This window comes from Butyrivibrio sp. M55, from assembly GCF_900116865.1.
Classification (GTDB): domain Bacteria; phylum Bacillota; class Clostridia; order Lachnospirales; family Lachnospiraceae; genus Butyrivibrio.
The window spans coordinates 233,236-257,619 of sequence record NZ_FPCD01000005.1 but is presented as its reverse complement, the minus strand read 5'-3'; the positions used below and the strand labels follow the sequence as shown (position 1 = coordinate 257,619).

21 protein-coding genes are annotated in these 24,384 nt (G+C 41.9%); all 21 read left to right on the top strand.

Going from position 1 to position 24,384, the window contains the following annotated elements:
* The first annotated feature begins 2 nt into the window (after nucleotides 1–2).
* Entirely contained in the window at nucleotides 3–539 is a 537-nt protein-coding gene (locus BM398_RS08555) for a GNAT family N-acetyltransferase (protein WP_092337293.1), read from the top strand.
* Nucleotides 540–579: 40 nt separating this feature from the next.
* Nucleotides 580–1,530, top strand: coding sequence for a glycosyltransferase (locus tag BM398_RS08550; RefSeq protein ID WP_092337292.1), 951 nt, complete (start codon nucleotides 580–582; stop codon nucleotides 1,528–1,530).
* A complete protein-coding gene (locus BM398_RS08545; RefSeq protein ID WP_092337291.1) occupies nucleotides 1,517–3,181 on the top strand; it encodes a DUF6020 family protein in 1,665 nt (554 codons plus the stop codon). Before BM398_RS08550 ends, BM398_RS08545 begins: the two co-directional genes overlap by 14 nt.
* A 79-nt stretch (nucleotides 3,182–3,260) precedes the next feature.
* On the top strand, nucleotides 3,261–5,918 hold the full coding sequence (locus BM398_RS08540; protein ID WP_092337290.1) for an O-antigen ligase family protein: 2,658 nt from the start codon (nucleotides 3,261–3,263) through the stop codon (nucleotides 5,916–5,918).
* A 23-nt stretch (nucleotides 5,919–5,941) separates the two neighbouring features.
* A complete protein-coding gene (locus BM398_RS08535) occupies nucleotides 5,942–7,888 on the top strand; it encodes a polysaccharide biosynthesis protein (protein WP_092337289.1) in 1,947 nt (648 codons plus the stop codon).
* A complete protein-coding gene (locus tag BM398_RS08530) occupies nucleotides 7,885–9,162 on the top strand; it encodes a DegT/DnrJ/EryC1/StrS family aminotransferase (protein ID WP_175531887.1) in 1,278 nt (425 codons plus the stop codon). Before BM398_RS08535 ends, BM398_RS08530 begins: the two co-directional genes overlap by 4 nt.
* Before the next feature lie 35 nt (nucleotides 9,163–9,197).
* Nucleotides 9,198–9,818: a sugar transferase gene (locus BM398_RS08525; RefSeq protein ID WP_278246551.1), complete on the top strand. Its 621-nt coding sequence runs from the start codon at nucleotides 9,198–9,200 to the stop codon at nucleotides 9,816–9,818.
* Between the two features lies 1 nt (nucleotide 9,819).
* Complete coding sequence (locus tag BM398_RS08520; protein ID WP_092337287.1) at nucleotides 9,820–10,815, top strand: ATP-grasp domain-containing protein; 996 nt, start codon at nucleotides 9,820–9,822, stop codon at nucleotides 10,813–10,815.
* Nucleotides 10,816–10,817: 2 nt separating this feature from the next.
* A complete protein-coding gene (locus tag BM398_RS08515; protein ID WP_092337286.1) occupies nucleotides 10,818–11,915 on the top strand; it encodes a glycosyltransferase family 4 protein in 1,098 nt (365 codons plus the stop codon).
* A gap of 126 nt (nucleotides 11,916–12,041) precedes the next feature.
* The gene (locus BM398_RS08510) at nucleotides 12,042–13,358 is read left to right on the top strand and encodes a nucleotide sugar dehydrogenase (protein WP_092337285.1); all 1,317 of its coding nucleotides are present in this window, start codon (nucleotides 12,042–12,044) and stop codon (nucleotides 13,356–13,358) included.
* Nucleotides 13,359–13,489: 131 nt separating this feature from the next.
* Entirely contained in the window at nucleotides 13,490–14,464 is a 975-nt protein-coding gene (locus tag BM398_RS08505; RefSeq protein WP_026656655.1) for an SDR family oxidoreductase, read from the top strand.
* Entirely contained in the window at nucleotides 14,461–15,210 is a 750-nt protein-coding gene (locus BM398_RS08500; protein WP_092337283.1) for a DUF2334 domain-containing protein, read from the top strand. Before BM398_RS08505 ends, BM398_RS08500 begins: the two co-directional genes overlap by 4 nt.
* Before the next feature lie 6 nt (nucleotides 15,211–15,216).
* Complete coding sequence (locus BM398_RS08495) at nucleotides 15,217–16,539, top strand: glycosyltransferase (RefSeq protein WP_092337282.1); 1,323 nt, start codon at nucleotides 15,217–15,219, stop codon at nucleotides 16,537–16,539.
* On the top strand, nucleotides 16,539–17,738 hold the full coding sequence (locus tag BM398_RS08490) for a glycosyltransferase (RefSeq protein ID WP_092337281.1): 1,200 nt from the start codon (nucleotides 16,539–16,541) through the stop codon (nucleotides 17,736–17,738). Before BM398_RS08495 ends, BM398_RS08490 begins: the two co-directional genes overlap by 1 nt.
* Nucleotides 17,738–18,673, top strand: coding sequence for a methionyl-tRNA formyltransferase (locus BM398_RS08485; protein WP_026656660.1), 936 nt, complete (start codon nucleotides 17,738–17,740; stop codon nucleotides 18,671–18,673). The genes BM398_RS08490 and BM398_RS08485 overlap by 1 nt, the downstream gene beginning before the upstream one ends.
* A 2-nt stretch (nucleotides 18,674–18,675) precedes the next feature.
* The gene (locus BM398_RS08480) at nucleotides 18,676–19,776 is read left to right on the top strand and encodes a glycosyltransferase (RefSeq protein WP_026656661.1); all 1,101 of its coding nucleotides are present in this window, start codon (nucleotides 18,676–18,678) and stop codon (nucleotides 19,774–19,776) included.
* A 15-nt stretch (nucleotides 19,777–19,791) separates the two neighbouring features.
* Nucleotides 19,792–20,553, top strand: coding sequence for a polysaccharide deacetylase family protein (locus tag BM398_RS08475; protein WP_092337280.1), 762 nt, complete (start codon nucleotides 19,792–19,794; stop codon nucleotides 20,551–20,553).
* 9 nt (nucleotides 20,554–20,562) lie between these two features.
* Nucleotides 20,563–22,506: an asparagine synthase (glutamine-hydrolyzing) gene (gene asnB / locus BM398_RS08470; RefSeq protein ID WP_092337279.1), complete on the top strand. Its 1,944-nt coding sequence runs from the start codon at nucleotides 20,563–20,565 to the stop codon at nucleotides 22,504–22,506.
* 24 nt (nucleotides 22,507–22,530) lie between these two features.
* On the top strand, nucleotides 22,531–22,776 hold the full coding sequence (locus BM398_RS08465) for an acyl carrier protein (protein WP_026656664.1): 246 nt from the start codon (nucleotides 22,531–22,533) through the stop codon (nucleotides 22,774–22,776).
* 4 nt (nucleotides 22,777–22,780) lie between these two features.
* The gene (locus BM398_RS08460; RefSeq protein WP_026656665.1) at nucleotides 22,781–23,170 is read left to right on the top strand and encodes a VOC family protein; all 390 of its coding nucleotides are present in this window, start codon (nucleotides 22,781–22,783) and stop codon (nucleotides 23,168–23,170) included.
* Nucleotides 23,157–24,368, top strand: a complete 1,212-nt coding sequence (locus BM398_RS08455) for a glycosyltransferase (protein WP_092337278.1) — start codon at nucleotides 23,157–23,159, stop codon at nucleotides 24,366–24,368. The genes BM398_RS08460 and BM398_RS08455 overlap by 14 nt, the downstream gene beginning before the upstream one ends.
* Nucleotides 24,369–24,384: the final 16 nt, after the last annotated feature.

Below are 24,384 nucleotides of genomic sequence, written 5' to 3'. Positions count from 1 at the left end.
TTATGGGAAAAGAGACGCAAGACTATGTGATCTGTGGAGAGAAAGTGTCTCTCAGAAAGATTACACCGGAAGATACCGGGCTCATTGTAAAATGGAGAAACAATGAAAGGGTTAGAAAAAACTTTGTTTTCAAGGAGCATTTTACAAAAGAGATGCACGAAAATTGGCTTAGAACCAAGGTTGCAACCGGGATTGTTGAGCAGTTTATTATCTGCGAGAACGGCAATGGTCACAAGCCTGTCGGAAGTGTATATTTCAGAGATATAGACAGGAATGAAATGTCTGCGGAATATGGCATATTTATCGGCGAGGATGATGCGATAAGTAAAGGCTATGGCAATGAGACAGCAGTTCTTGCGCTTACTTATGCCAAAGAGAAGATAGGACTTAAAAAGGTATTCCTGAAAGCATTTGCCTATAATGAAGTTGCGATAAAGAGCTACTCAAATGCAGGATTTGTGAAGACCAAAGATCTTGCGCAGGTTGAGTGCAGTGACGGTCAAAAAAGTGATATGATACTTATGGAAAAAATGTTATAAACAGCGTTTTCACACATAAGTCGAAAGGTTTTAGATAAGAATGCAGAAAAAATCAGTAAGTTTCATAATTCCTTGCTACAGATCGGAGAACACTCTGGGTGAGGTTGTGGATGAAATTGTAGATACAATGAAGGATTCCGACGAGTACATCTATGAGATCGTGCTTGTAAATGACGGATCCCCCGACAATACATGGGGAAAGATTGGTGAGATTGCAAAGAAGCATTCCGACATTGTTACGGGAATAAATTTTGCCAAGAATTTCGGACAGCACGCAGCTCTTATGGCGGGACTTAACGCTTCTCAGGGTGATTATGTAATATGCCTTGATGACGACGGTCAGACTCCCGCTAGTGAAGTATTTAAGCTCCTTAATGCGCTCAGAGACGGCGCTGATGCCGTATATGCGAGATATGCGCACAAACAGCACAACAGCTTCAGAAATTTCGGGACGGCAATGAATGAGTGGATGGCGGAAGTTATGCTTGGAAAGCCCAAGGATCTCTTTGTATCAAGCTATTTTGGAGTAAGAAGATTTGTTGTTAACGAGATGATAAAGTACGACAGCTCTTTTCCCTATGTTATCGGCCTTGTACTTAGGACGACAAGCAACGTTGTAAATGTTGATGTAAATCACAGAAAAAGAGAAGTCGGACAGAGCGGATATAATCTCGGAAAGCTCTTTATGCTGTGGATAAACGGGTTCACGGCGTTCAGTATCAAGCCACTGAGACTTGCGACTATGGTTGGATTTATTTTGTCCGTACTTGGATTTTTGTTCGGTATTTATACGATTATTTTGAAGTTTGTTTATCCGTATGCATCAAATTATAAAGGATATTATGCTCTTATGTCCGCATTAGTGTTTATCGGCGGAATGATACTTTTCATGCTCGGCATGGTCGGAGAGTATGTCGGAAGGACATATATTGCACAGAATAAGAATCCTCAGTATGTAATTCGAGAGACAACACGTGATGATAAAGAGTAATATGGGGCCTGAAAATAATAATCAAAAACAGAACTTAACAGCCTGGCTTATGTCAGGCTTATTTGGCATTTTATCGGGTATTTTTCTGGTGTTCGGATATCAGCTTGAAAAGTATGACAACGTAAATTTTAAAGATGCGGGAACCTACGCGCTTATTTTGTGCTTTGCGGTCATTCTTACGATAGATATTTGCTATGTTTGGAGAAATTATGACGGAGCAAGACAGGGCAAAAAACTTTTTGGCTTTGTGTCTTTAAACGGCAAAACGGAGATGATTGAGGATAAGAATTTCATGTTTAAGAGCTGGGCGGTTATGGTAGCTCTTAATACTATTGTTATTCTTGCCGAGTTTCCCGGCTTTTTTGTCTATGATGCGCAGGATGAACTTAATGAAGTCCTTACCAGAACATTTTCGACGCATCATCCTCTTTTGCACGTGCTTCTTCTTGGAGGCACGATAGCAGTCTTTCATAAACTCACAGGTAGTTGGAACGGCGGAATATTTATATATACTTTTTTTCAGATGCTCGTGATCATACTTATCCTTGCGTATGTAATCGATTATCTGAGGAAAAAAGGAATCGGAAAGCGCTCGCTTATAGCATGGACGCTGTACTACGGAGTATTTCCGGTTATTGTTATGTACAATCTTTGCTCAAGTAAAGACGGGCTTTTTACTGCATTCCTGTTGTATGTGACATTGTCACTTATAAAACTTGTTGAGGACAGGGAAGCCTTTTTAAAGAGCAGATTTTCTGTTATAAGCTTTGTCATCGCGGCTGTTCTTATGCCGCTCTTTAGGCACAACGGATTTTATGCTTATCTTGTATTTTTACCTTTTGCATTTATATATTTCAGAAAAGAGCTTACGAAGCGGTTGGCGCTTGTTCTGGCTGTACCGGTAGTGGCATATCTTGTGATAAATACGGCTCTCGGAGCAGTTTTTTCTTCGAAAGGAACAGATCATCAGGAGATGCTCACTGTACCTATAATGCAGATGGCAAGGGTGTATACCTATGAAAAAGACTCCATGTCACCTGAAGATATCGATACGCTCAAGGCCTATATACCGGAAGAAAATCTTGCAAATTATACGCCACGCGTGTCAGATCTTGTGAAGTTTGGCTTCAACAACGAATTATATGAAAAAAACAGCGGAGATTTTTGGAAGCTCTGGGCAAAGCTTGGCGTGGGGCATCCGGCTACATATCTGAATTCATGGTTTCTGACTTCTTATGGATACTGGTATCCGCCGGCACTTATCAACGTATATAAGGGAACATCGGTATTTACATTTACATACACCGACAGTTCGTACTTTGGCTACGAAGTTGAGCAGCCGGGAAAGCGGAACAGCTATATTCCTGCGATAGACAAGTTTTACAGATATATATCAATCGGAACTTTCCATAAAGATGCACCGGTATTGGCACTTCTGTTTTCACCCGGATTTTGCATGTTAATATACCTTTTTGTTATGTTGTATCGCTTATCAAAAGGAAAGTTTGGCAGAGTTCTTCCGTTTCTGCCATTAATACTGACATGGATGACGGTTCTTTTGGGACCTACATATCTTGTCAGGTACGTGGCAATATTGTGGTATGCATTGCCGCTTTTATCGGTACCTTTAAATGATGCCCCACAGGCATAGTCTGTTTGATTAAGGGGGGCAGGTATGATAATATTTAACTTGGCTTAGTGCCTAACAAAAGAGGGAAAAACATACTTGTATGAGAAAGATAATAGATAGAAAAACAGCGTATAGAGCGGTGTTGCTTCTAATTGCTTTGCTGGCCGTTTTGAGTATCTGGCCCGGTCGTCTTTGGACGGAGGTTATGGAGACTTCAGCCGGCGGAGACAGGATAGCAGAGGACAAGACCGTAAATGTTGAAAGTTTTTATTCACAGAAATTTGTCGCAAGATATGACAGATTAAGTTCTGTGGATATTTATATCTCCAAAGTGGAGAAGGGAAGATACTTTGATGTTACCGTGTGTGACCTTGGCGGAAGAGAACTTATAAAGACTTTGGTAGATACCGAAGATAAGGTGATTCCGGGATATGTCAGAGCGACACTTGAATATAATGTCGAAGTTGGAGAAGAGTATATCCTATATGTAAGGGGCTGCAGATCTAAGTTTGATATCAATCTTGAAACTGTACCCGACAATTCGGAATATATAGGAAGTCTGTACGAACATTGTTCCGGTGGCCTTGATGTGGTCACTATAACAGAGGTTCCCGGAATGCACATTGCGGCGGGATATAATTACAGGATTCCGATGTCAAAGAAAATCTCGCTTGCCGTTATTGCGGTTATAGCAGCAATCACTGCGCTTTTGTACGGGCTTATCGGACTGTATTTTTCAAAACGCCCCGACAGAAACAGCATAATAACTGTCGAGAGATGCGTGAAATTTGTGGCAAATCCTATTGCCGCAGTGTTTTATCTTGCACTTATGATAATGGTCTTTCCGCTTAAAGTGTTTGACACAAGGATGATAGACATTATTTTTTATGAAATAGGACTTATCTTGGCAGCAGGAATAACTTTCTATGCCATTAACCATAAAGCTGTAAAGAGTGAAGTTGGTATTTCATTTATTGACGGAATAGATGCCGGAAATAGGGTGAGATACTTTCTTGTGATGCTTTCTATGGCAATAGGAATGTGGTACTCATGTTGTTGCATGAACGACGATTATGACACATTCAGGCATCTTTCCGAGAGGAAAATGGCAATTTCTTTCATAGTAATGATGCTTCTTACATTTTCAGCCAAAGAGGCGTTTAATGCTCTTAATCTTGTGTGGCTTATTGCCTCGGGAATAGGCGGAGTTTATTACTACAAACAGAATCTTTTCCCTGAAACGGAACCTGATTTTGTTGAAAAAAATACTGCTATAAAATATGCCGTGATAATCTTCATGTTAGGTGGCATATTGACCATAAATCTTATTAAACTTTTTGCTGGCTACATTCATGAGAAGCTTAATAAGAATATTCGTGTCAGCGAAGAACGTGCAAGCATTTCACGCTACGGCATTTTTGTATACGTTTTCTTTGTTGTACTCATAGTTATGAGAAACGGCAGCTGGTGGGGAGTTGCTCTTGCGGCGACATTCTCATGCCTGTATTTAAGAGGACTTGTATGGAAGGGAAGAAAAGACTGGCTGAGTATTCTTTCGGGCGGTCTTATGCTTAACTTTGGTATTTCTTTTGTTTACTGTCTTATGTTCAGATGCTTTGCGGGATATGTAAGCGGAAGATACGGCTTTTTGTTCCATACGCAGACGGTAACAGCCGAATATCTGACGGTTATGGGAGCGGTAGCGGCTGTTCTTTTGGCTGTAAAGATTGTTGCCCTTCCTAAGAACTATGGAGTAAAAGACCTTATAAAGACAGCGTGGAAAGAGCTTATACTGTTCGGACTGATCTCGGTTTACGCGATCTTCACCGTTTCAAGAACAGCTTATGTTTCTCTTTTCATTTGCGCTTTTTGCGTACTTATGTGCTACAAGAAGAGATTTGGCAAGATACTGATCGCTATGATTGTTTCGGTAGTTGTTTGCTTTTCTCCGGTATTCACGCTTCAGAGGATTATTCCTGCAATGGTTGGAAATCCTGTGCTCATGATAAATGATGACACGGATCCTTTTGTCAGAGGCGGAGCTGCCTGGGGAAGCCCCAACTACATGTGTGTAGAGAGATTTACCAACCTCTTTGCGAGCAAGATTCTTGGATTCGATGTGGGTACATATGATTATCCGCATGACATATATAATTACGATCCTGAAACGGGCAAACCATATTTGGATGAATACGGTGATCCCGTTGATGACATTGAAGAGAATGAATCATTTGGAATGTCTGCACCTGAGACTGACAATATGCTTGCTTCGACGCAGTTTACAAATGCAGAGGCAATGATGCTTCTTACAGTGGCAGACGGTGATGAGAATGAAGCGGAAGATGATGAGTCCGAAGAAGGAAGCACTCTTCTTGATAAGCTTGATAGTATTTCCAATAACAGGATTACTATATACAGAACGTATTTAAAAGAAATGAACCTGACGGGACATGCGGAACAGCCTATACTACCTGATGGTATGGTTGCATATCATGCGCACAACACATATCTTCAGGTTGCGTATGACAGGGGAGTTCCTGCGGGAATAATGTTTGTGATGTTTGTATTTGGAAGCATTGTTTTTGGACTTAAGTTCTTTAAGAAAAATAAAGAGAAACAGCCCCTTGCACTTGTTCCTTTCGTGATTGCAATCGGATTCATGGTTGCCGGAATGAGTGAATCGGTATTTGAGTTTACATATCCGATGACACCGGCACTTATGCTTTCAATCTTTCCTTTGATGCAGAATAACAAATGATATCTTAACAACAGAGAATGGCTATGGAAAAGAAGAAAAAAGAACCTTTTAATTATCAAAAATTGTATAGGCGTGCGGTACTTGTTATTTACGATGTGATAAGTATAATCCTGGTGAGCTTTATACCTGTACTTATGAGATACGATCTCGATCTCGATCAGGTTGAAGAACATTTCTTGACAACTACGATTACTTATTTGCCTATAAATATTATTGTAACCCTTATTGTGTTTTACGTTTTTAAGCTCTATGACAGCTTATGGGCATATGCCGGAGAAAGAGAGCTGCAGAACCTTGTAATGGGATGTGCCGTTTCAAGCGGTATCACTGCGGTTGGACTTCAGTTTTTCAAAGTTCCGGGACATCAGGCTGAGCCAAAGACCTATTATTTCCTCTATCTGGTTCTGCTCATTGCACTGATCTTTGCAAGCAGATTTTCTTACAGATTTTTGCGAAGTGCCAAGCACCATGCAGAGAAGAACAAAAATGCCAAAGCAATAATGGTAATAGGAGCGGGTGAAGCTGCCAATATTATCATCAAAGATATTATCAAGAGCAATTACAACACAATGTCCATCAAATGTATCATCGATGATGATTCGGACAAGTGGGGCAGATATATTCAGGGAATCAGAGTAGTCGGCGGAAGAGACAGGATTGTAGAGTGCGCGGATCTTTATGATATTGATGAGATCATTGTTGCCATTCCTTCTGTTTCAAGGCAGGAACTTAAGAAGATACTTGATATCTGTAAGAATACACATTGTAAGATGCGTGCGCTTCCCGGAATGTATCAGCTTTTAAGCGGCGAGGTTAACGTATCGAGACTTCGTGATGTTGAAGTAGAAGACCTTCTGGGAAGAGATCCCATTGCGGTCGATATTGATTCCATCGCAGGCTATGTCAGTGGAAAGACCGTTATGGTAACAGGCGGCGGCGGATCTATTGGATCGGAGCTTTGCAGACAGGTTGCCGGACATAAGCCCAAGAGACTAATAATTGTAGATATTTACGAGAATAATGCCTATGACATTCAGCAGGAGCTCAAGACAAAATATCCCGATCTTGACCTTGTTGTTCTAATTGCGTCAGTAAGAAATACACTCAGGATAAATATGATATTCGAAAAGCATAAGCCTGAGATCGTATACCATGCAGCTGCACACAAGCACGTGCCTCTTATGGAGGACAGCCCGAATGAAGCTATCAAGAATAATGTATTCGGAACCTGGAAGACAGCTATGGCAGCAGCTATGAACGGCACCGAGAAGTTTGTTATGATCTCAACCGATAAGGCTGTTAATCCGACGAACATAATGGGCGCAAGTAAGAGAATCTGCGAGATGATCGTTCAGACGATGAATAAGCACTACGACACGGAATTCGTGGCAGTCAGATTTGGTAATGTACTTGGTTCAAACGGTTCTGTTATCCCGCTATTTAAGAAACAGATTGCGGCAGGCGGACCCGTTACGGTCACAGACCCTAATATTATCAGATACTTTATGACAATTTCCGAGGCGGTTTCCCTCGTGCTTCAGGCAGGAGCATTTGCGAAGGGCGGCGAGATATTCGTACTTGATATGGGTGAGCCGGTCAAGATACTCGATCTTGCAGAAAACCTCATAAAGCTTTCCGGATATAAAGTCGGAGAGGATATAAGAATTGAATTTACGGGACTTCGCCCGGGTGAGAAGCTCTATGAAGAGATGCTCATGGATGAAGAAGGACTTCAGGATACAGAAAATAAGATGATCCATATCGGAAAGCCTATTGAGCTTGATGAGATGAAGTTGTTCTCGGGGCTCGAGCAACTTAATGTTGCGGCAAAAGAGGAATCGCCTGAGATAAGAACTCTCGTAAAAGAGATAGTTACAACATACCATCCCGCCAATAATGAAGCGGACAGTACGGAAGAACACAAAGAAATGCTTAAAAAGCTAGCTGAAAAAATCAATACGGAGGAATGATCGTGGAAATTAGACCCTTTCAGAAAAAAATCTGGCTTTCATCCCCGACAATGCACGGTGATGAGATCAAGTACGTGCAGGAGGCATATGACACCAACTGGATGTCAACCGTCGGAGCGAATATAAACGAGGCTGAAAAACTTATATGTGAAAAGATCGGATGCAAGGAGGCTGTTGCACTTTCATCGGGAACAGCTGCTCTTCATCTTGCGATAAAACTTGCAGGTGAAAGACTTTACGGTCAGCCTAAGGTCGGACACGGAACACTTGAGGGAAAGAAAGTATTTTGTTCTGATCTTACTTTCGATGCTACAGTAAATCCCATTGCTTATGAGGGCGGTGAAGCTGTATTTATCGATACGGAAGAAGATACATGGAATATGGATCCCGAATCACTTGAGAGAGCTTTTGAGACATATCCCGATGTAAGACTTGTAGTCGTTGCACATCTTTACGGAACACCCGGAAAGATAGACGGAATCCAGAGAATCTGCCGTGCGCACAATGCACTTATAGTTGAGGATGCGGCTGAATCTCTCGGCGCAACATACAAGGGAAAGCAGACGGGACTTTTTGGCGATTACAGCATTCTCTCTTTTAACGGAAACAAGATCATAACCGGTTCCGCGGGAGGAATGTTCCTTACAAACAGTACAGAAGATGCTCATAAGGTGCGTAAATGGTCCACTCAGGCAAGAGAGGATGCACCCTGGTATCAGCATGAGGAACTTGGCTACAACTACAGAATGAGCAACGTTATCGCCGGAGTTGTAAGGGGACAGATTCCTTATCTTGAAGAGCATGTCGCTCAGAAAAAAGAAATCTATATGCGTTACAAAGAAGGACTCAAGGGACTTCCCGTAAAGATGAATCCTTATGATAAGAAGAACAGCGAGCCTAACTTCTGGCTTTCATGCATGATCATAGATGAGGACGTAATGTGCAGACAGGTTCGCGGAGAAAAAGAAGTTCTCTACAATCCCGAGCCCGGAAAGACATGTCCCACAGAGATTCTTAGTGCTATTGCTGAGAATAACGCAGAGGGACGTCCTATCTGGAAGCCGATGCATATGCAGCCTATCTACAGGGCAAACGCATTTATTACAAAGCACGGAAACGGAAGAGCCCGCAGCAACGCTTACATTGAAGAGGAAGGCTTTAAGGATGTCGGAGCCGATATCTTTAACAGAGGCTTATGTCTTCCAAGTGACATCAAGATGACAAAAGAGCAGCAGGATATGATCATTGAGATCATAAGAAGATGCTTTGACTAATAATGCTTTGGACACGGCATATTTCGGAGTGACGAATGATTTATTCAAAATTTATTAAGAGATTGATAGATATAATACTGTCTTTACTGGTACTCATACCTTTTTGCTGGTTGTACCTTATACTTGCGATACTCGTAAGAGTTAAGCTCGGAAGTCCTGTTATTTTCAGGCAGCCGAGACCCGGCAAGGACGGAGAAGTTTTTAACCTTTACAAATTCAGGACAATGACTGATGCAAAGGATGAAAACGGAAATCTTCTTCCCGATGAAGACAGACTACCCGAGTTTGGTAAAAAGCTCAGAGCGACCAGCCTTGATGAACTTCCTGAGTTTTTCAACATTTTAAAGGGTGACATGAGTTTCATAGGCCCCAGGCCCCTTCTTGTCAAATACCTTCCCCTCTATAACGAGGAACAGAGGCACAGACATGATGTGAGACCGGGACTTACGGGATGGGCACAGGTTAACGGAAGAAACCTTTTAAGCTGGGAAGACAGATTTGAGAAAGATGTATATTACGCAAGAAATATATCATTCCTTTTCGATCTCAAGATTTTTTTCATGACCATCGCTGTTGTTTTTAAGCACGATGACATAAACAGTGCTACAGATGCCACAATGGAGGCGTTTACAGGTACAAAACCAAAGGAGCAGTAAAATGAATATTTTATTTTGCAGTGTCGGAAGACGCTGTGAACTTTTAAAAGATTTTAGAAAAACGCTTGGGGACAAGGTTCATATGGTTGTTACGGATAACAGCGTATATGCGCCGGCTCCTGCTTTTGCGGATGTTTGCTATAGAGTTCCGCTTATAACGGCGCCCGAGTATATCCCTACTATTCTTGATATTTGCAAGAAAGAAAAGATTGATGCGGTAACGACACTTATCGACCCTGAGATTGCTATTCTTTCGGCGCACAGAAAAGAGTTTGAGGAACTCGGCGTTGAAGTGCTTGCTCCCTACGAGGAGACTGCAAAGCTTTGCTTTGATAAATTCGAGATGTATAAGTACCTTACGGAAAAGGGAATCAACACGGTAAAGACATATGGCTGTTTTGATGATTTCGACAAGGATTACAAAGAAGGCAATATAAATCTTCCTGTCTTCGTTAAGCCGAGAACCGGAAGCGGAAGCGTCGGAGCACGCAAGGTTGATACATATGAACTTCTTAAGGAAGTTACAGAGAAAGATCCGGGGCTTATTATTCAGGAGCTTATGACGGGAAAAGATATGGATGCAGATATCTATGTCGATACAATAAGCCACAAGCCCGTTGCGGTTTTCTCCAAGAAAAAAATCTCTACCACTATCGGTGGAGCAAACAAGACAATATCATTCAAAGATGAGAAACTCTTTGAATTTGCACAGAAAGCGCTTGAGGTATTTAAGTTCAACGGACCTCTCGATATGGATCTCTTTTACCAGAACGGTGAGTATTATCTTTCTGAAATCAATCCGAGATTCGGAGGAGCTTATCTTCATGCTTACGGCGCGGGAGTTGATTTCCCGTCATTCATTTACAGAAATGTTGTTGAGAAAAAAGAAAACGCTCAGCAGATCGGGCAGTATGACGAGAACGTCGTTATGATGATGTATGACAGTGTTGTCATAGATACATTGGATAACCTTGAGGATCGAATGAGAGAAATCTGATAATGACAATTTTGATTTTGGCGAACTATGCAAATGGTCTTTATCTTTTTAGAAAAGAACTGCTTGAGTCCTTTAAAAATGCGGGACACAAGGTGATAGTTTCTGTTCCTTTCGATGAGAATGTGCACAAGCTTACGGATATGAACGTGGAACTTGTGGACACTCATCTTGAAAGACACGGGATGAATCCGTTAAAAGACCTCAAATTGTTTGCAAGTTACATGAAAATAATGAAGAAGACAAGACCTGACGCGGTTCTTACATATACGATAAAGCCCAATATTTACGGGGCATCCGCGGCGAAATTCTTAAGAATCCCTTATATTTGCAACGTTACCGGACTCGGTACTGCGATAGAAGGCGGCGGGATGCTCAGTAAGATTCTTGTGAAGATGTATTCTTTTTCGATGAACAGGGCGGTAAAGGTCTTTTTTCAGAATAAAAGAAACCTTGAATTCATGCAGAATAAAGGTGTTGCAAAAAAGAATGCGGCTCTTTTGCCCGGATCCGGAGTAAATCTTACGGATCATCCTTTCAGGGAATATCCTTCGGAGGAAGACGGTATACGCTTTCTTGCGGTCATAAGGATAATGAAAGATAAGGGAATTGAGGAGTATCTTAAGGCTGCGGAAGAGATAACTTCCGCAAATGATATAGTCTTTTTTGATCTTGTCGGAGAATACGAAGAGGACGAGAGAGAAAAGTATGAGCCTATGATACGGGCGCTTGAAGAAAAAGGCGTGGTAAAGTATCACGGACATCTGGACAGCGTAGAACCTGTAATGGCTAACAGCCATGTTATAGTACATCCTTCATACCATGAGGGACTTTCAAATGTGCTTCTCGAAGCGGGAGCGTGCGGAAGACCTGTTCTTGCAACCGATGTAAACGGGTGTAAAGAAACATTTGAAGAAGGTGTGACGGGAATAGGCTTTAAGCCGGGGGATGCTTCGGCACTTTCGGATGCTATACGTAAAATACTTGCACTTTCCGAGAATGACAGGAAAAGCATGGGGCAAAAAGCCAGATTGTTTATTGAGAAAAATTATGACAGAAAAATTGTCATTTCAACTTATGAGCAAACGCTTAAAGAACTGTAAAAATGTGATTTTTACAGATGTTTGACAGGCGTAGTATAATAAATGTGTTCTTGAATTTTTTATTCAAGAATCTATAATTATGTAAAAAACTTTAACATTGAAATGTTAATGATTTGGAGGATTCAAATGGGTTTGTATGAGAAACTTCTCGCCGGAGAAGAAAAACTATCATTAGTTGGACTTGGTTATGTAGGTATGCCTATCGCTGTGGCATATGCTAAGAAGATAAAGGTAGTGGGATACGATTTTAACGCTGCCAAGGTTGAACTTTATAAGAAAGGAATCGACCCTACAAGAGAAGTCGGCGATGAAGCTATTAAAAATACAAGTGTTGAATTTACAGCAGATCCCGAGAAACTTCGTGAGTGTAAGTTCCACGTAGTTGCGGTTCCTACACCTGTAAATGACGATCACACACCCGATCTTTCACCTGTAGAGGGAGCAAGCCACACACTCGGTAAGTACCTCACAAAGGGAAGTATCGTAGTATATGAGTCAACAGTATATCCCGGAGTAACAGAGGATATCTGTGTTCCTATTCTTGAGCAGGAGTCCGGACTTAAGTGCGGTGTTGATTTCAAGGTAGGATATTCACCTGAGCGTATCAACCCCGGTGACAAGGTTCACAGACTTGATACCATTACAAAGATTGTTTCGGGTATGGATGAAGAGACACTCGAGGAAGTTGCAAACGTATACAGTCTTGTTGCACTTGCCGGAGTTTATAAGGCACAGTCTATCAAAGTTGCCGAGGCTGCAAAGGTTATCGAGAACAGCCAGAGAGATATCAATATTGCATTTATGAACGAGCTTTCAATGATCTTCCACAAGATGGATATCGATACAAAGAGCGTTCTTGAGGCTGCCGGAACAAAGTGGAATTTCCTTAAATTCTTCCCCGGCCTTGTAGGTGGTCACTGCATCGGTGTAGACCCTTACTATCTCACATACAAAGCAGAAGAGCTCGGTTATCATTCACAGATTATTCTTTCAGGAAGAAGAATCAATGATGACATGGGTAAATATATCGCAGAGTCTTGCGTAAAGAACCTTATCGCAAACGACATCGCAGTTAAGAATGCTAAGGTTGCTATTCTTGGATTCACATTCAAGGAGAACTGCCCTGATACACGTAACACCAAGATCATCGACATCTACAACGAGCTCGGTGAGTACGGAATTACTCCCGTAGTGGTAGATCCCGAAGCTGATGCCGACGAAGCAAAGAGACTTTACGGTATCGATTTCGATACAATGGATGCCGTTAAAGATATGGACGCTGTTATCGTAGCTGTTGCTCACAAGGAATTCGAGAGCTACAAGCCTGCAGATATCGCTAAATTCTTCAACGCAAAACATAAGACAAAGGTGTTCATGGATCTTAAGGGTATCTATGATATGAACGAATATAAAGCGCCTGAGTATGATTATTGGAGGCTGTAAGCACTTGGCGAAGTATTTATGAGCCTAGTGCGCGCGTGTTCCGGCAAGCGAAGCGAGAGCGGAACTTCCTTTTGGTTTTTGCGAAGCGAGAGCGGAACCTCCTTATTATTTGAAAAGAGGACTATTATATAATGGGTTTTAAAGAGCTTAAATTTGACGACGACAGTTTATTTTTGGTAACCGGAGGCGCAGGCTTCATCGGTTCCAACATTTGCGAAGCACTTCTTGATATGGGATACAAGGTAAGATGCCTTGATAACCTTTCAACAGGCCATATCGAGAACATTCAGCCTTTAATGGAGAACAAGAACTTCACCTTCATAGAGGACGATATCAGAGACCTTGATGCATGTATGAAAGCAACTGAAGGTGTTACATATGTTTTAAATGAAGCTGCATGGGGAAGCGTTCCCAGAAGTATTGAGATGCCTCTTCTTTACGAGGAAATCAATATCAGAGGAACACTCAACATGATGGAAGCATCAAGACAGAACGGAGTTAAGAAGTTTGTATATGCTTCAAGCTCATCTGTTTACGGAGATTCAACAATTCTTCCCAAGAAAGAAGGACAGGAAGGAAATGTTCTTTCTCCTTATGCACTTACTAAGAAAGTAGACGAAGAGTACGGAAAGCTCTATAAGAAGCTCTACGGACTTGATACATACGGACTTCGTTATTTCAACGTATTCGGAAGAAGACAGGATCCCAACGGCGCATATGCTGCAGTTATTCCCAAGTTCCTTAAGCAGCTTATGAACGGTGAGACTCCTACTATCAACGGCGACGGTAAGCAGTCACGTGACTTTACTTATGTTGATAACGTAATTGAAGGTAACTTAAGAGCTTGTCTTGCATCATCAGAGGCAGCAGGAGAGGCTTACAATATCGGAGCAGGCGGAAGAGAGTATCTTATCGATGTATATCATCACCTTACAGATGCACTCGGTCTTGATGTAGAGCCTAACTACGGACCTGCAAGAAAAGGCGATATCAGAGATTCAAACGCTGATATTTCAAAAGCAAGACAGAACCTCGGCTACGATCCTTCTTACGATTTCAAGGCAGGAATTGAACTTGCCATCAACTGGTATAAAGAGAATCTATGAAAATAGTAATTCGAATGGATGACATAACTCCTGCAATGGATTGGGAGAAATTTGACAGATTTAAAGGAATACTCGATAAGCATGGTATCAAGCCACTTATCGGGGTTATTCCCGATTGTAAAGATGAGAAGGTCAATGTTTCCGAACCCCGGGAAGATTTCTGGAAGATGGTAAAAGACCTTCAGGATTCGGGCTGGGCAGTTGCAATGCACGGTTTTAATCATGTCTACACCACCAAGGAAGCAGGAGTTTTTCCCATCGGAGGAAAGTCTGAATTTGCAGGCCTTCCCTATTACAAGCAGGATGAAATGATCATGATGGGAAGTCGTATTCTGAGGGAAAATAAGATAATGACGGATGTTTTTATGGCACCCTCACATTCGTTTGACAGGAATACGATAAAAGCTCTTAAGAAAAATGGTTTTTTTAAGATTACGGACGGCTTTGGGAAAGCGCCGTATAAGCGGTCGGGACTTATTTTTTACCCGATTTCGATAAGCAGAGCGAAGACTCTTTCCGATAAGCGGGACGGAATAACCACTTTCGTATATCATACCAATACAATGGATGAAAAAGAGTTTGAAGAATTAGACAATCTGCTTAATACAGCACAGGTTGTGTCGTATTCCGAACTTATGGAAATGAAAGCTACAGAGCAGGGAATACTTAGGTTTATTCTCGAGTATATTTTAGCTAAGGCCAAATACACTGTTGTTAATCTGAAGAAAAGCAGAAACATAAAGTGAGGAGTTATGGAAGATAACTATGGACAGATAAGAGTCTTACATGTCTTAGGGGGACTTGGAGTAGGCGGAGCTGAATGTCGCATAATGGATTTATATCGTAATATGAATAGGGACAGGGTCCAGTTTGATTTCCTTGTCCATTATTCGCCTGATAAGACAGGGAAAAAGAGTCCGACTTCTGATGAACTGATGGCAGTTCGAGAGCCGGACTATTTTGATAATACGGTATATTCATTGGGCGGAAGAATATTCTGTCTTCCCAAATTTGTGGGAACCAATTTGCTTGATTACAAAGCTGCGATCAAGAAATTTTTTAATGAGCATCGCGATGAGTGGAAAGTTGTACAGGGGCACATGACTAGTACCGCGGCTATCTACCTTCCAATCGCAAAGAAAGCCGGGATTCCCATCCTCGTTGCGCACGCAAGGAGTGCGGGCGTTGATAAGGGCGTGAAAGGCGTTGCTACAAACTTTTTGAGAACTCCGCTTCGCAAAGAAGGAATTACCGATTATAACTTTGCCTGTTCGAAAGAGGCAGGGATAGCGGTATTTGGAAATACACTTATGGAGAAGGGGAAAGTAAAGATTATCCCCAATGCCATCGACTTAAAGAACTTTGCCTACGATGAAGAAAAAAGAAATAAGATAAGAAAAGAACTCGGCGTGTCCAATGCTGTTGTTATAGGACACGTAGGTAGCTTTAGATATGCCAAGAACCATGAGTTTTTGCTTCAGGTCTTTTTCGGCATTTGTAAGATGCTTGAAAATGATGCGGATAACAAATACTGCATGCTTCACGGTATTCGCATGAAACTTTTGATGCTTGGTACGGGACCTTTAATGGATGATATGAAGAAGCTCGCGGACAGGCTTGGGATATATGACAAATGTATCTTTGCGGGAAATAAGAGTAATGCCGCAGATTATTATCAGGCGATGGATTATTTCTGCTTCCCTTCAAGATATGAGGGGCTTCCCGGAAGTGTTATAGAGGCCCAGGCAGCGGGGCTTCAGTGCGTTGTGTCAGATTCTGTGACACCTGAAGTTGACGTGACTGAACTCGTTACCATGATGAGCATCAATGACGATCCAAAGAAATGGTCAAAGAAAATACTGGACGACCTTATCCTTGACGACAATGATTCCGACGATGAGGCAGATGCCGGATACGAGTCACTTGGAGCCGCAGGCAACAGCGCAGGCGGCTGTTCATTGGGAGACAGAGAAGGAACATCCGATTATATTTTGAATAAATTAAGAGATGCCGGATTTGACGTGAAGTTACAGGCAAAACAGATGGCATATTTTTATGAAAGAGGAAATTTTTAATGGCAGATAAAAAGAAAAATCTAATGCTCATGGTGCCCATGCTTCATCAGGGCGGCTTTGAGCGCGTCTGCATAAAAACTGCACGGCTGATGCAGGATTATTACAACGTATACATACTGATTTTTAGTTCCAAAGATATCAATTTCGATGTCACGGGTCTTGAAGTTATCGATATTGATGTGCCTGCAAAGAAAGGCATAGTAAACAAAGTTTTCAATGTAATAAAGAGAGTTATCAAGACAAGAAAGATAAAGAAAGACCTTGGAATCGACATCGCATACAGCTTTGGAAGTTCCTCAAACTATGTAAATGTTCTTTCCAAGGGAAAAGAAAAGGTTCTTACGGGACTTCGTTGTCAGACCGATATGGAGAATCCCAAGAATATAAAGATGTTCTGCAAAGGATCCGATCAGGTTCTTTCATGTTCAAAAGAAATTGTAAGACAGCTTCTTCGCGACTTTGATTATAACAGGAGCACCTATATCTATAATCCGCTTGATGTCGAGGATGTCAGGGCAAAGGGCAATGAGAAGAATGACGATATGCCTTTTAAGGGCGAAGATGTAAAAGTCATATCCTGCATGGGACGAAACGATTACATAAAGGGAATATGGCACCTTGTAAAAGCATTTTCAATTGTTTATAAAAAGCATCCCGAGGCGAGACTGGTTGTACTCGGAGCCGGAAACTGGTCCGGATATGAAAAGCTTTCGGAAGAACTTGGTATTAAGGGAAAAGCTTCTTTCCCCGGAGTAAAAAAGAATCCGTTTACTTATGTCGCAGCTTCTGACATATATGTGTGCAGTTCAAACCACGAGGGATTTCCCAACGCGGTGCTTGAAGCAATGGCGCTCGGAAAGCCCGTTATTTCCGCTGACTGTAAGACGGGCCCTAGAGAGATTCTTTTGAGCGAGAGTGAGTACGATAAGCTTATCCAAGAGATACCAAACGGAGACAGCACAAAAGACGCGATTGAGGGAACATACGGAATACTGGTGCCAGATCTCGGCGAGAATGTGGATATGGATCCAAATAACGTAACAGAGGGTGAAAAGCTTCTTGCAGAGAAGATAGAGAGTCTTCTCGATGATGAGGACAAAGCTTCAAGATATGCGGAGAAAGCATATGAGAGAGCACTGTTCTACGCACCCGAAAAGTACAAAGAAAGTATACATGAAATTTTCAAGAGGTATGAATAATGCATTATAAAGTTGTAGTCTTCGGAGTAAAAGATACGTCTGAAAACATAATAGATTTCATTGAGAAGGAACTTTGCAAGGTCGATCTTGTAATGACCATTGCACCGAAGGTCCTTGAGCACAATCAGGTTTCCGGATTTAAGGGACTTTCATTTCTTACAGAGAAGTACGGTATTCCTGTATTTGAGGCAGAGAGCTACTTTCTTAATGATGAAAAGACAAAGAAATTCATTGAAGAAAATACCTTTGATCTTGGAATCGTAATGGGATGGCAGAGACTTATTCCCAAGGAAGTTCTTGATGCATTTAAGAGTGGAATTTACGGATTCCACGGAAATTGTGGATATCTTCCCTTCGGAAGAGGAAGATCGCCCCTTAACTGGTCGGTTATTCTCGGAGATACAAGATTTAATCTCAATCTTTTTAGATATGATGAGCATGCGGACAGCCCGAATGTATTTGCAACGGAGATGTTCCAGATAAATGAGCACGACGATATCAGAACGGCTCAGTACAAGAATATGATCTGTTCCAAAAATCTTATCAGAAAGCTTGTCACAACATATATGGAAAAAGGTGAGATTCCCATTCACACCGATTCAAAAGACTATGATTCATGGTACAATAAACGTACGGCCAAAGACGGAAAGATAGATTTCAAAGACAGAACAAGAAATATCTATAATCTTATAAGGGGCGTTGCGGCACCTTTCCCCGGAGCATTCTGCTATGCGGGATCCGAGGATGAGAAGAATAAGGTTACTGTCTGGGAAGCACATCCTTTTGATGAGATGATAGATTTTTCCGGATTTGCTCCCGGTGAGATTGTGGATATGTTCGACGGAAAGCCGATTGTCCGCACGGTTGACGGATCCATAAGAATAGACAGATATGAATCTGAAGCAGAATTAAAAGTAGGAACGGTACTTTTGTAATTATGAAAACAATAGCATTTCACTTGAACTGCCTTGTACAGGGCGGTGCCGAGCGCGTGGTATCAAACCTCGCCAATCAATTTGCCAAGGAAGGCTATAAAGTGTATGTCGCCACTGAGTGGGTGGATGAGAATGAGTTTGCTCTTGATGAGAGAGTCACAAGAGTGCACGTAGGTCTTCGTGAAGGCGATGAGAAAAAGAACAGGATAACAAAGTTCTTTTTACGTGTGAAATATCTCAAAGAATTTGTGAAAAATTATCATCCGGATGTACTTATAGCATTTGCGCAGAGAGCCAATTACAGAGCGCTCATGGCAGCAGGAAAAAGTGACGTGCCTGTCGTAATATCCATAAGGACAGACCCGGTTGGACATTATGACGCATTTTCTGATAAAGTACAGATAAAGTGGTTGTTCCCGAGGGCAGCAGGTTGTGTATTCCAAACAACCGGACAGAAGGAGTTCTTTAAACCATACCTTCAGGATAATTCAGCCATTATATTAAACCCGATAAATCCCAAGTATTTTGGACTTAAGAAGCCGGAGAGCAGGGATAAATCGGTGGTACATCACGCTAGGCTTGTAGACTTCAAAAATCAGCCTATGCTGTGCGAAGCTTTTATTAAGGTGCATGAGAAGCACCCCGACTATGTTCTTAAGATCTACGGACCCGATTCATTTGACGGGACAAAAGAGATACTTGATAAGATCATTGCGGATAACCACGCGGAAGACTACATTCTTCTCATGGGCGGAAGCGATGAGCTCGAAAAAGAAATACCAAAGGGTGCGGTTTATGCCTTTTCATCGGATTGGGAAGGACTTCCGAATTCGCTTCTTGAAGCAATGGCGATGGGAATGCCCTGTGTTGCAACGGATTGTCCGTGTGGTGGTCCCAGAACCGTTATAAGAGACGGTGAGAACGGACTTCTTGTTCCGATAAAGGATCCTGATGCGCTTGCCGAGGGTATATGTAAGCTTATCGAGGACAGAGAACTTGCGGAGCGCCTTGGAGATGAAGCTTCCAAGATAGAACAGATTGCCAATTCCGAAGCTGTATTTGTGCAGTGGAGAGATTATTTAGAGAAGATTATTAGAAAATAACAGGAGAATAAGGGAATGTTTTCATTTGATGATTACAGAGAGATTGTCCGTGCCATTAAAGCTACGGGCCGTTATGCCACATATGAAGAAGCGCTTGATAAAGACAGCTTTATCATTATGAGACACGACGTTGAGTATTCGGTTGAGAGAGCGCATGCTCTTGCCAAGGTCGAAGAGAGTATGGACTTCAGGTCTACATTCTTTTTCCAGTGGACAAATAATTCATATAATATCCTGTCCAGAAAAAACAGGGATATTCTTTCCGATATGCATGAGAGAGGCCAGCATATAGGTCTTCACTTTGCATTAAACGGAATGACAGATATGAGAGTTATACGAGAGAGGATTAAGCAGGAGATTGATATGCTCAGCAATATGCTTGGTTTCGAGATCAACTCTTTTTCCATTCACAGACCGTCACCCGACGTTCTTGCGGAGAATATCAAGATTTCAGGAATTATCAACGCATATCAGGATGACTTTTTTACATTCGACCCCAAGGCAACACCCGAGTCGGAGCTTGATGTAAAGTATCTGTCGGATGCAAACCATGTTTGGAGATACGGTTATCCCGATGAAGAAACAATAAATAAATATGATAAGGTTCAGATTTTGACACATCCTTTTGCATGGACAAAGAAGGGATATGACAATCTCGAAAACTATAAGACACTTGTAAATGAGAAATATGTCGAGCTTATCGATTCTATTGATAATGAGTGCAAAGATTTCGGTGCTCTTCGCGATAACTTCGAAAAACTACCTGTGGAGCTGTAAATATAAATAATGTGCGGAATTTGCGGATATATTTCAAAAAAGAGAATAACTGAAGAACAGCTGAGGATCATGAATGATACCATGTATCACAGAGGTCCCGATGACAGCGGTGTTGAAATTTATTCAGGAGCAGATGATTATGTCATAGGCTTTGCTCAGAGACGTCTTTCAATTTTGGATCTGTCTCCTTTGGGACATCAGCCGATGCACTCTGAGAACGGCAGAATATCTGTTGTCTATAACGGTGAGATATTCAACTACCGTGAACTCAAGGAAGAACTCTCTGACTATGAGTTTAAGTCGAATTGTGATACGGAAGTCATAATCGCTGCGTACCTCAAGTGGGGAATAGACATGGTGGATCACATCCACGGCATGTTTGCGATTGCAATATATGACAGAGAGACATCCGATGTTTATCTTATAAGAGACAGAATAGGTAAGAAGCCGCTTTTTTACTGGTTTGACGGAGAAAACATTGTTTTTGCTTCAGAGCTTAAGCCTATTATGAAGTGTCCCGGATTTAAGCCGGAGATAAGAAAACAGGTTATTTCAAGATTTCTTCTTCAGCAGTATATTGCTGCTCCTGATACTATCTTTACCGATGTGTATAAGCTTGAGGCAGGTTCATATCTTAAGTTTAGCGCAGGTAAGATCACCAAGAAGAAGTATTGGGATATAAAAGAAGTATACAAAGAGATGTCAAAAGATCCCGTAAGAAGCTATGCGGAAGCAAAGGAAGGACTGAAAGAGAGACTTAAGAAGTCCGTTGCATCCAGAATGATAGCCGATGTTCCTCTCGGAACTTTCTTGTCGGGAGGATATGATTCATCTCTTATAACGGCAATTGCCCAGGAACATTCTGACAGGCCCGTAAAGACATTCTGCATAGGCTTTGATGTTCCCAGATATAATGAAGCGGAGTATGCCAAGGAAATCGCAAAACACCTTGGAACCGATCACACAGAGCTCTATATTTCGGAAAAAGAGATGTTTGAGCTTGTAAGCAGTATTCCGCAGTACTACGACGAACCTTTTGCGGATAACTCAGAGATTCCTTCGATGCTTGTAAGTAAACTTGCAAAGCAGGATGTCACCGTAGCTCTTTCGGGTGACGGCGGAGATGAGTTTTTCTGCGGATATAATGTATATGATAACGTAAGAACGGCGCAGCTTCTTGATATTCCGGGAGCTATTGTACACAGTCTTTCGCGTATTAAGAGCGGAGACGGAACGCTCCTTGATAAGATGCCGTTCAGGGTTAAGGTTGTTGCAAACAACAGAGATCCCGAAACCAAGTCACAGCTTGTATCCGAAGGATATGTAAGAGCTTCGCATGCCTTTATATCAGGCAATGAGGACATGGATATCCCGATGAGCGCGGCTCAGTATCTTGCGACGGATTACAATATTGGAAGCAATATGCAGCCCGTTCTGTATCCGGTGGAGAGTCTTTACGGAGTAAATAATTTCCAGATAAGAAGAATGCTTCTTGATATGGATACATACCTTCCCGAGGATATTCTGGTTAAGATGGACAGGGCATCCATGAAATATTCGCTTGAAGCAAGATGTCCTATCATGGATACGGAGGTTATGGAGTATTCGTTCAGGATACCTCACAGATTCAAGTATAATAGGGGCGATAAGAAGCATATCTTAAAAGATATTGCTTATGACTATATACCTAAAGAGCTTTTGGAAAGACCAAAGACAGGTTTCGGCGTGCCTATGGATGAATGGCTTCGCGGACCGTTAAGAGAGCAGCTTCTTGATTACAGCAGCACATCTTTCCTTAGCAAACAGGATATTTTTGATGTAAACTATGTTTCAAACTTTATAAACGATTATGTTGTAAAAGGAGACGGAGGCCCCGCAACGGGAGCTAACTACAGCAAGATTGCGTGGTCATTCTATATATTCCAGCAGTGGTATAATTTCCACATGATCTGACAGAAGTGAAAAGAGGAGAAATAAATGACAAGAGAAGAAGTATTTGAGAAATTAAACGAAGTGTTCAGAGATGTTTTCGAAGATGACGACATCACCGTTGAAGATGCTACAACGGCAGCAGACGTAGACGGATGGGATTCACTTGAGCACATCAATCTTATAAATGCCATTGAGCAGGAGTTTGATATTAAATTCAACATGGGACAGATCGTATCCATGAAAAACGTAGGTGAGATGGCAGACATTATCATCAGCAAATTACAGGGATAATAAGATGAAAATACATCATGTAGGATACCTTGCCAAGAGCATAGACAAGACGGAAAAGAAATTTTTTGAGCTTGGCTATGAAGTTGAACAGGCCACCAAGTACGATGAGATAAGGGATATTAAGATCGAGTTTCTGAAAAACGGAGATTACAGAGTTGAGCTCATTGAGCCCATGGGAGAGAATTCCCCGATGTATCCGCTTTTGAAGCGCTTTAAGAATACCCCTTATCATTTTTGCTATGAAGTGGAAGATATGGACAAGGCTGTAAAAGAGCTTGAGAGCAAACACTACACCGTCATACATGAGCCTACTATCGCGCCTTGTATAGACGGCAAGAAGGTTGCCTTTTTAAATAATATCAGTATGGGGATAATCGAACTTGTCGAATTCTGAGAATAAAAAACATATCGCCATGTATATAGGTTCGCTCGAAAAGGGCGGAGCGGAGAGAGTAATGTCTAATCTTGCCGATTATTTTTTTGAGCAGGGTTATAAAGTTACTCTCGTTACTACATATCTGGCGGCAAATGAATATGAAGTAAAACATGCAGCATGGAAGCGTGTTCCTGCGGGGGCACCCAACGCAGTCCATGTCGCAGATCTTGATGAAAACCCTGTATGGGTTGACCTTGAAGGCGGAGAAAAGGGCGGCATCAGAAGAGTCTTTTCCGCACTTCTTAAAGAAGAACAGGCAGGCAGAGCAGCAAATCTAAAGAACAGATACGAGAAACTCCGTAATATCTGGAAGGAACTTAAACCCGATCTGGTTCTGAGTTTTCTTGGAAAAAACAACATAATGGCTCTTTCAACCGCGACAAGGGAAGGAATCAAAGTTGTTGTATCCGTGCGTGCCGATCCCGATATGGAATACGGTACCGTGGGGCTTAAGTCGGCCATGCTCGCGACTTTCGGAAAAGCGGCGGGAGTTGTTGTTCAGTCTAAGGGCGCAAAGGCCAAATTCCCCAAATATATTCAGAAAAAATGTATAATACTTCCAAACTCCCTCAATCCTTCTTTTATCAGAAAGCGCTATATCGGCGACCGTGAGAAGAAGATTGTGATGGTTGCAAGGATTAACAGCAATAAAAATCAGGAAATGGTAATGAGGGCGTTTAAAGACGCAGCAGGCGAAGCTTTTCCCGATTACTCACTTGTTTTTTACGGAGACGGTCCTGATAGCATCAAACTTCAGAGGCTTGCATCCGAACTTGGGATAAGAAAAAGAGTTGAGTTTAAGGGAAATGTAAGCAATGTGGCGGAGCATATCGAGAAGGCTGCGCTTTTCATACTTGCATCCAACCATGAAGGTATGCCGAATTCTCTTATTGAGGCGATGTCACTGGGACTTCCCTGTATATCGACGGATTGTCCCTGCGGCGGACCGAGAGACCTTATTGATGACGGTGTAAACGGACTTCTTGTTCCTGTTGGAGACAAAGATGCTATGGCACGTGCCATTACAAAGGTACTGTCAGATAAAGAATTTTCTGAGAAGCTTGGAGCAGAGGCTACCAAAATTCAGGAAATTTGCAGTCCCGATGTTACCAATGCCAAGTGGAAAAAGTATTTTGATAAGATAATGGAAGGATAATAGAGGATAAGTTTTT

Excerpts from the sequence above, each read along its gene's own strand:
- BM398_RS08555 (WP_092337293.1), top strand. The coding sequence starts at position 3 with ATGGGAAAAGAGACGCAAGACTATGTGATCTGTGGAGAGAAAGTGTCT.
- BM398_RS08550 (WP_092337292.1), top strand. The coding sequence starts at position 580 with ATGCAGAAAAAATCAGTAAGTTTCATAATTCCTTGCTACAGATCGGAG.
- BM398_RS08545 (WP_092337291.1), top strand. The coding sequence starts at position 1,517 with ATGATAAAGAGTAATATGGGGCCTGAAAATAATAATCAAAAACAGAAC.
- BM398_RS08540 (WP_092337290.1), top strand. The coding sequence starts at position 3,261 with ATGAGAAAGATAATAGATAGAAAAACAGCGTATAGAGCGGTGTTGCTT.
- BM398_RS08535 (WP_092337289.1), top strand. The coding sequence starts at position 5,942 with ATGGAAAAGAAGAAAAAAGAACCTTTTAATTATCAAAAATTGTATAGG.
- BM398_RS08530 (WP_175531887.1), top strand. The coding sequence starts at position 7,885 with ATGATCGTGGAAATTAGACCCTTTCAGAAAAAAATCTGGCTTTCATCC.
- BM398_RS08525 (WP_278246551.1), top strand. The coding sequence starts at position 9,198 with ATGATTTATTCAAAATTTATTAAGAGATTGATAGATATAATACTGTCT.
- BM398_RS08520 (WP_092337287.1), top strand. The coding sequence starts at position 9,820 with ATGAATATTTTATTTTGCAGTGTCGGAAGACGCTGTGAACTTTTAAAA.
- BM398_RS08515 (WP_092337286.1), top strand. The coding sequence starts at position 10,818 with ATGACAATTTTGATTTTGGCGAACTATGCAAATGGTCTTTATCTTTTT.
- BM398_RS08510 (WP_092337285.1), top strand. The coding sequence starts at position 12,042 with ATGGGTTTGTATGAGAAACTTCTCGCCGGAGAAGAAAAACTATCATTA.
- BM398_RS08505 (WP_026656655.1), top strand. The coding sequence starts at position 13,490 with ATGGGTTTTAAAGAGCTTAAATTTGACGACGACAGTTTATTTTTGGTA.
- BM398_RS08500 (WP_092337283.1), top strand. The coding sequence starts at position 14,461 with ATGAAAATAGTAATTCGAATGGATGACATAACTCCTGCAATGGATTGG.
- BM398_RS08495 (WP_092337282.1), top strand. The coding sequence starts at position 15,217 with ATGGAAGATAACTATGGACAGATAAGAGTCTTACATGTCTTAGGGGGA.
- BM398_RS08490 (WP_092337281.1), top strand. The coding sequence starts at position 16,539 with ATGGCAGATAAAAAGAAAAATCTAATGCTCATGGTGCCCATGCTTCAT.
- BM398_RS08485 (WP_026656660.1), top strand. The coding sequence starts at position 17,738 with ATGCATTATAAAGTTGTAGTCTTCGGAGTAAAAGATACGTCTGAAAAC.
- BM398_RS08480 (WP_026656661.1), top strand. The coding sequence starts at position 18,676 with ATGAAAACAATAGCATTTCACTTGAACTGCCTTGTACAGGGCGGTGCC.
- BM398_RS08475 (WP_092337280.1), top strand. The coding sequence starts at position 19,792 with ATGTTTTCATTTGATGATTACAGAGAGATTGTCCGTGCCATTAAAGCT.
- asnB (WP_092337279.1), top strand. The coding sequence starts at position 20,563 with ATGTGCGGAATTTGCGGATATATTTCAAAAAAGAGAATAACTGAAGAA.
- BM398_RS08465 (WP_026656664.1), top strand. The coding sequence starts at position 22,531 with ATGACAAGAGAAGAAGTATTTGAGAAATTAAACGAAGTGTTCAGAGAT.
- BM398_RS08460 (WP_026656665.1), top strand. The coding sequence starts at position 22,781 with ATGAAAATACATCATGTAGGATACCTTGCCAAGAGCATAGACAAGACG.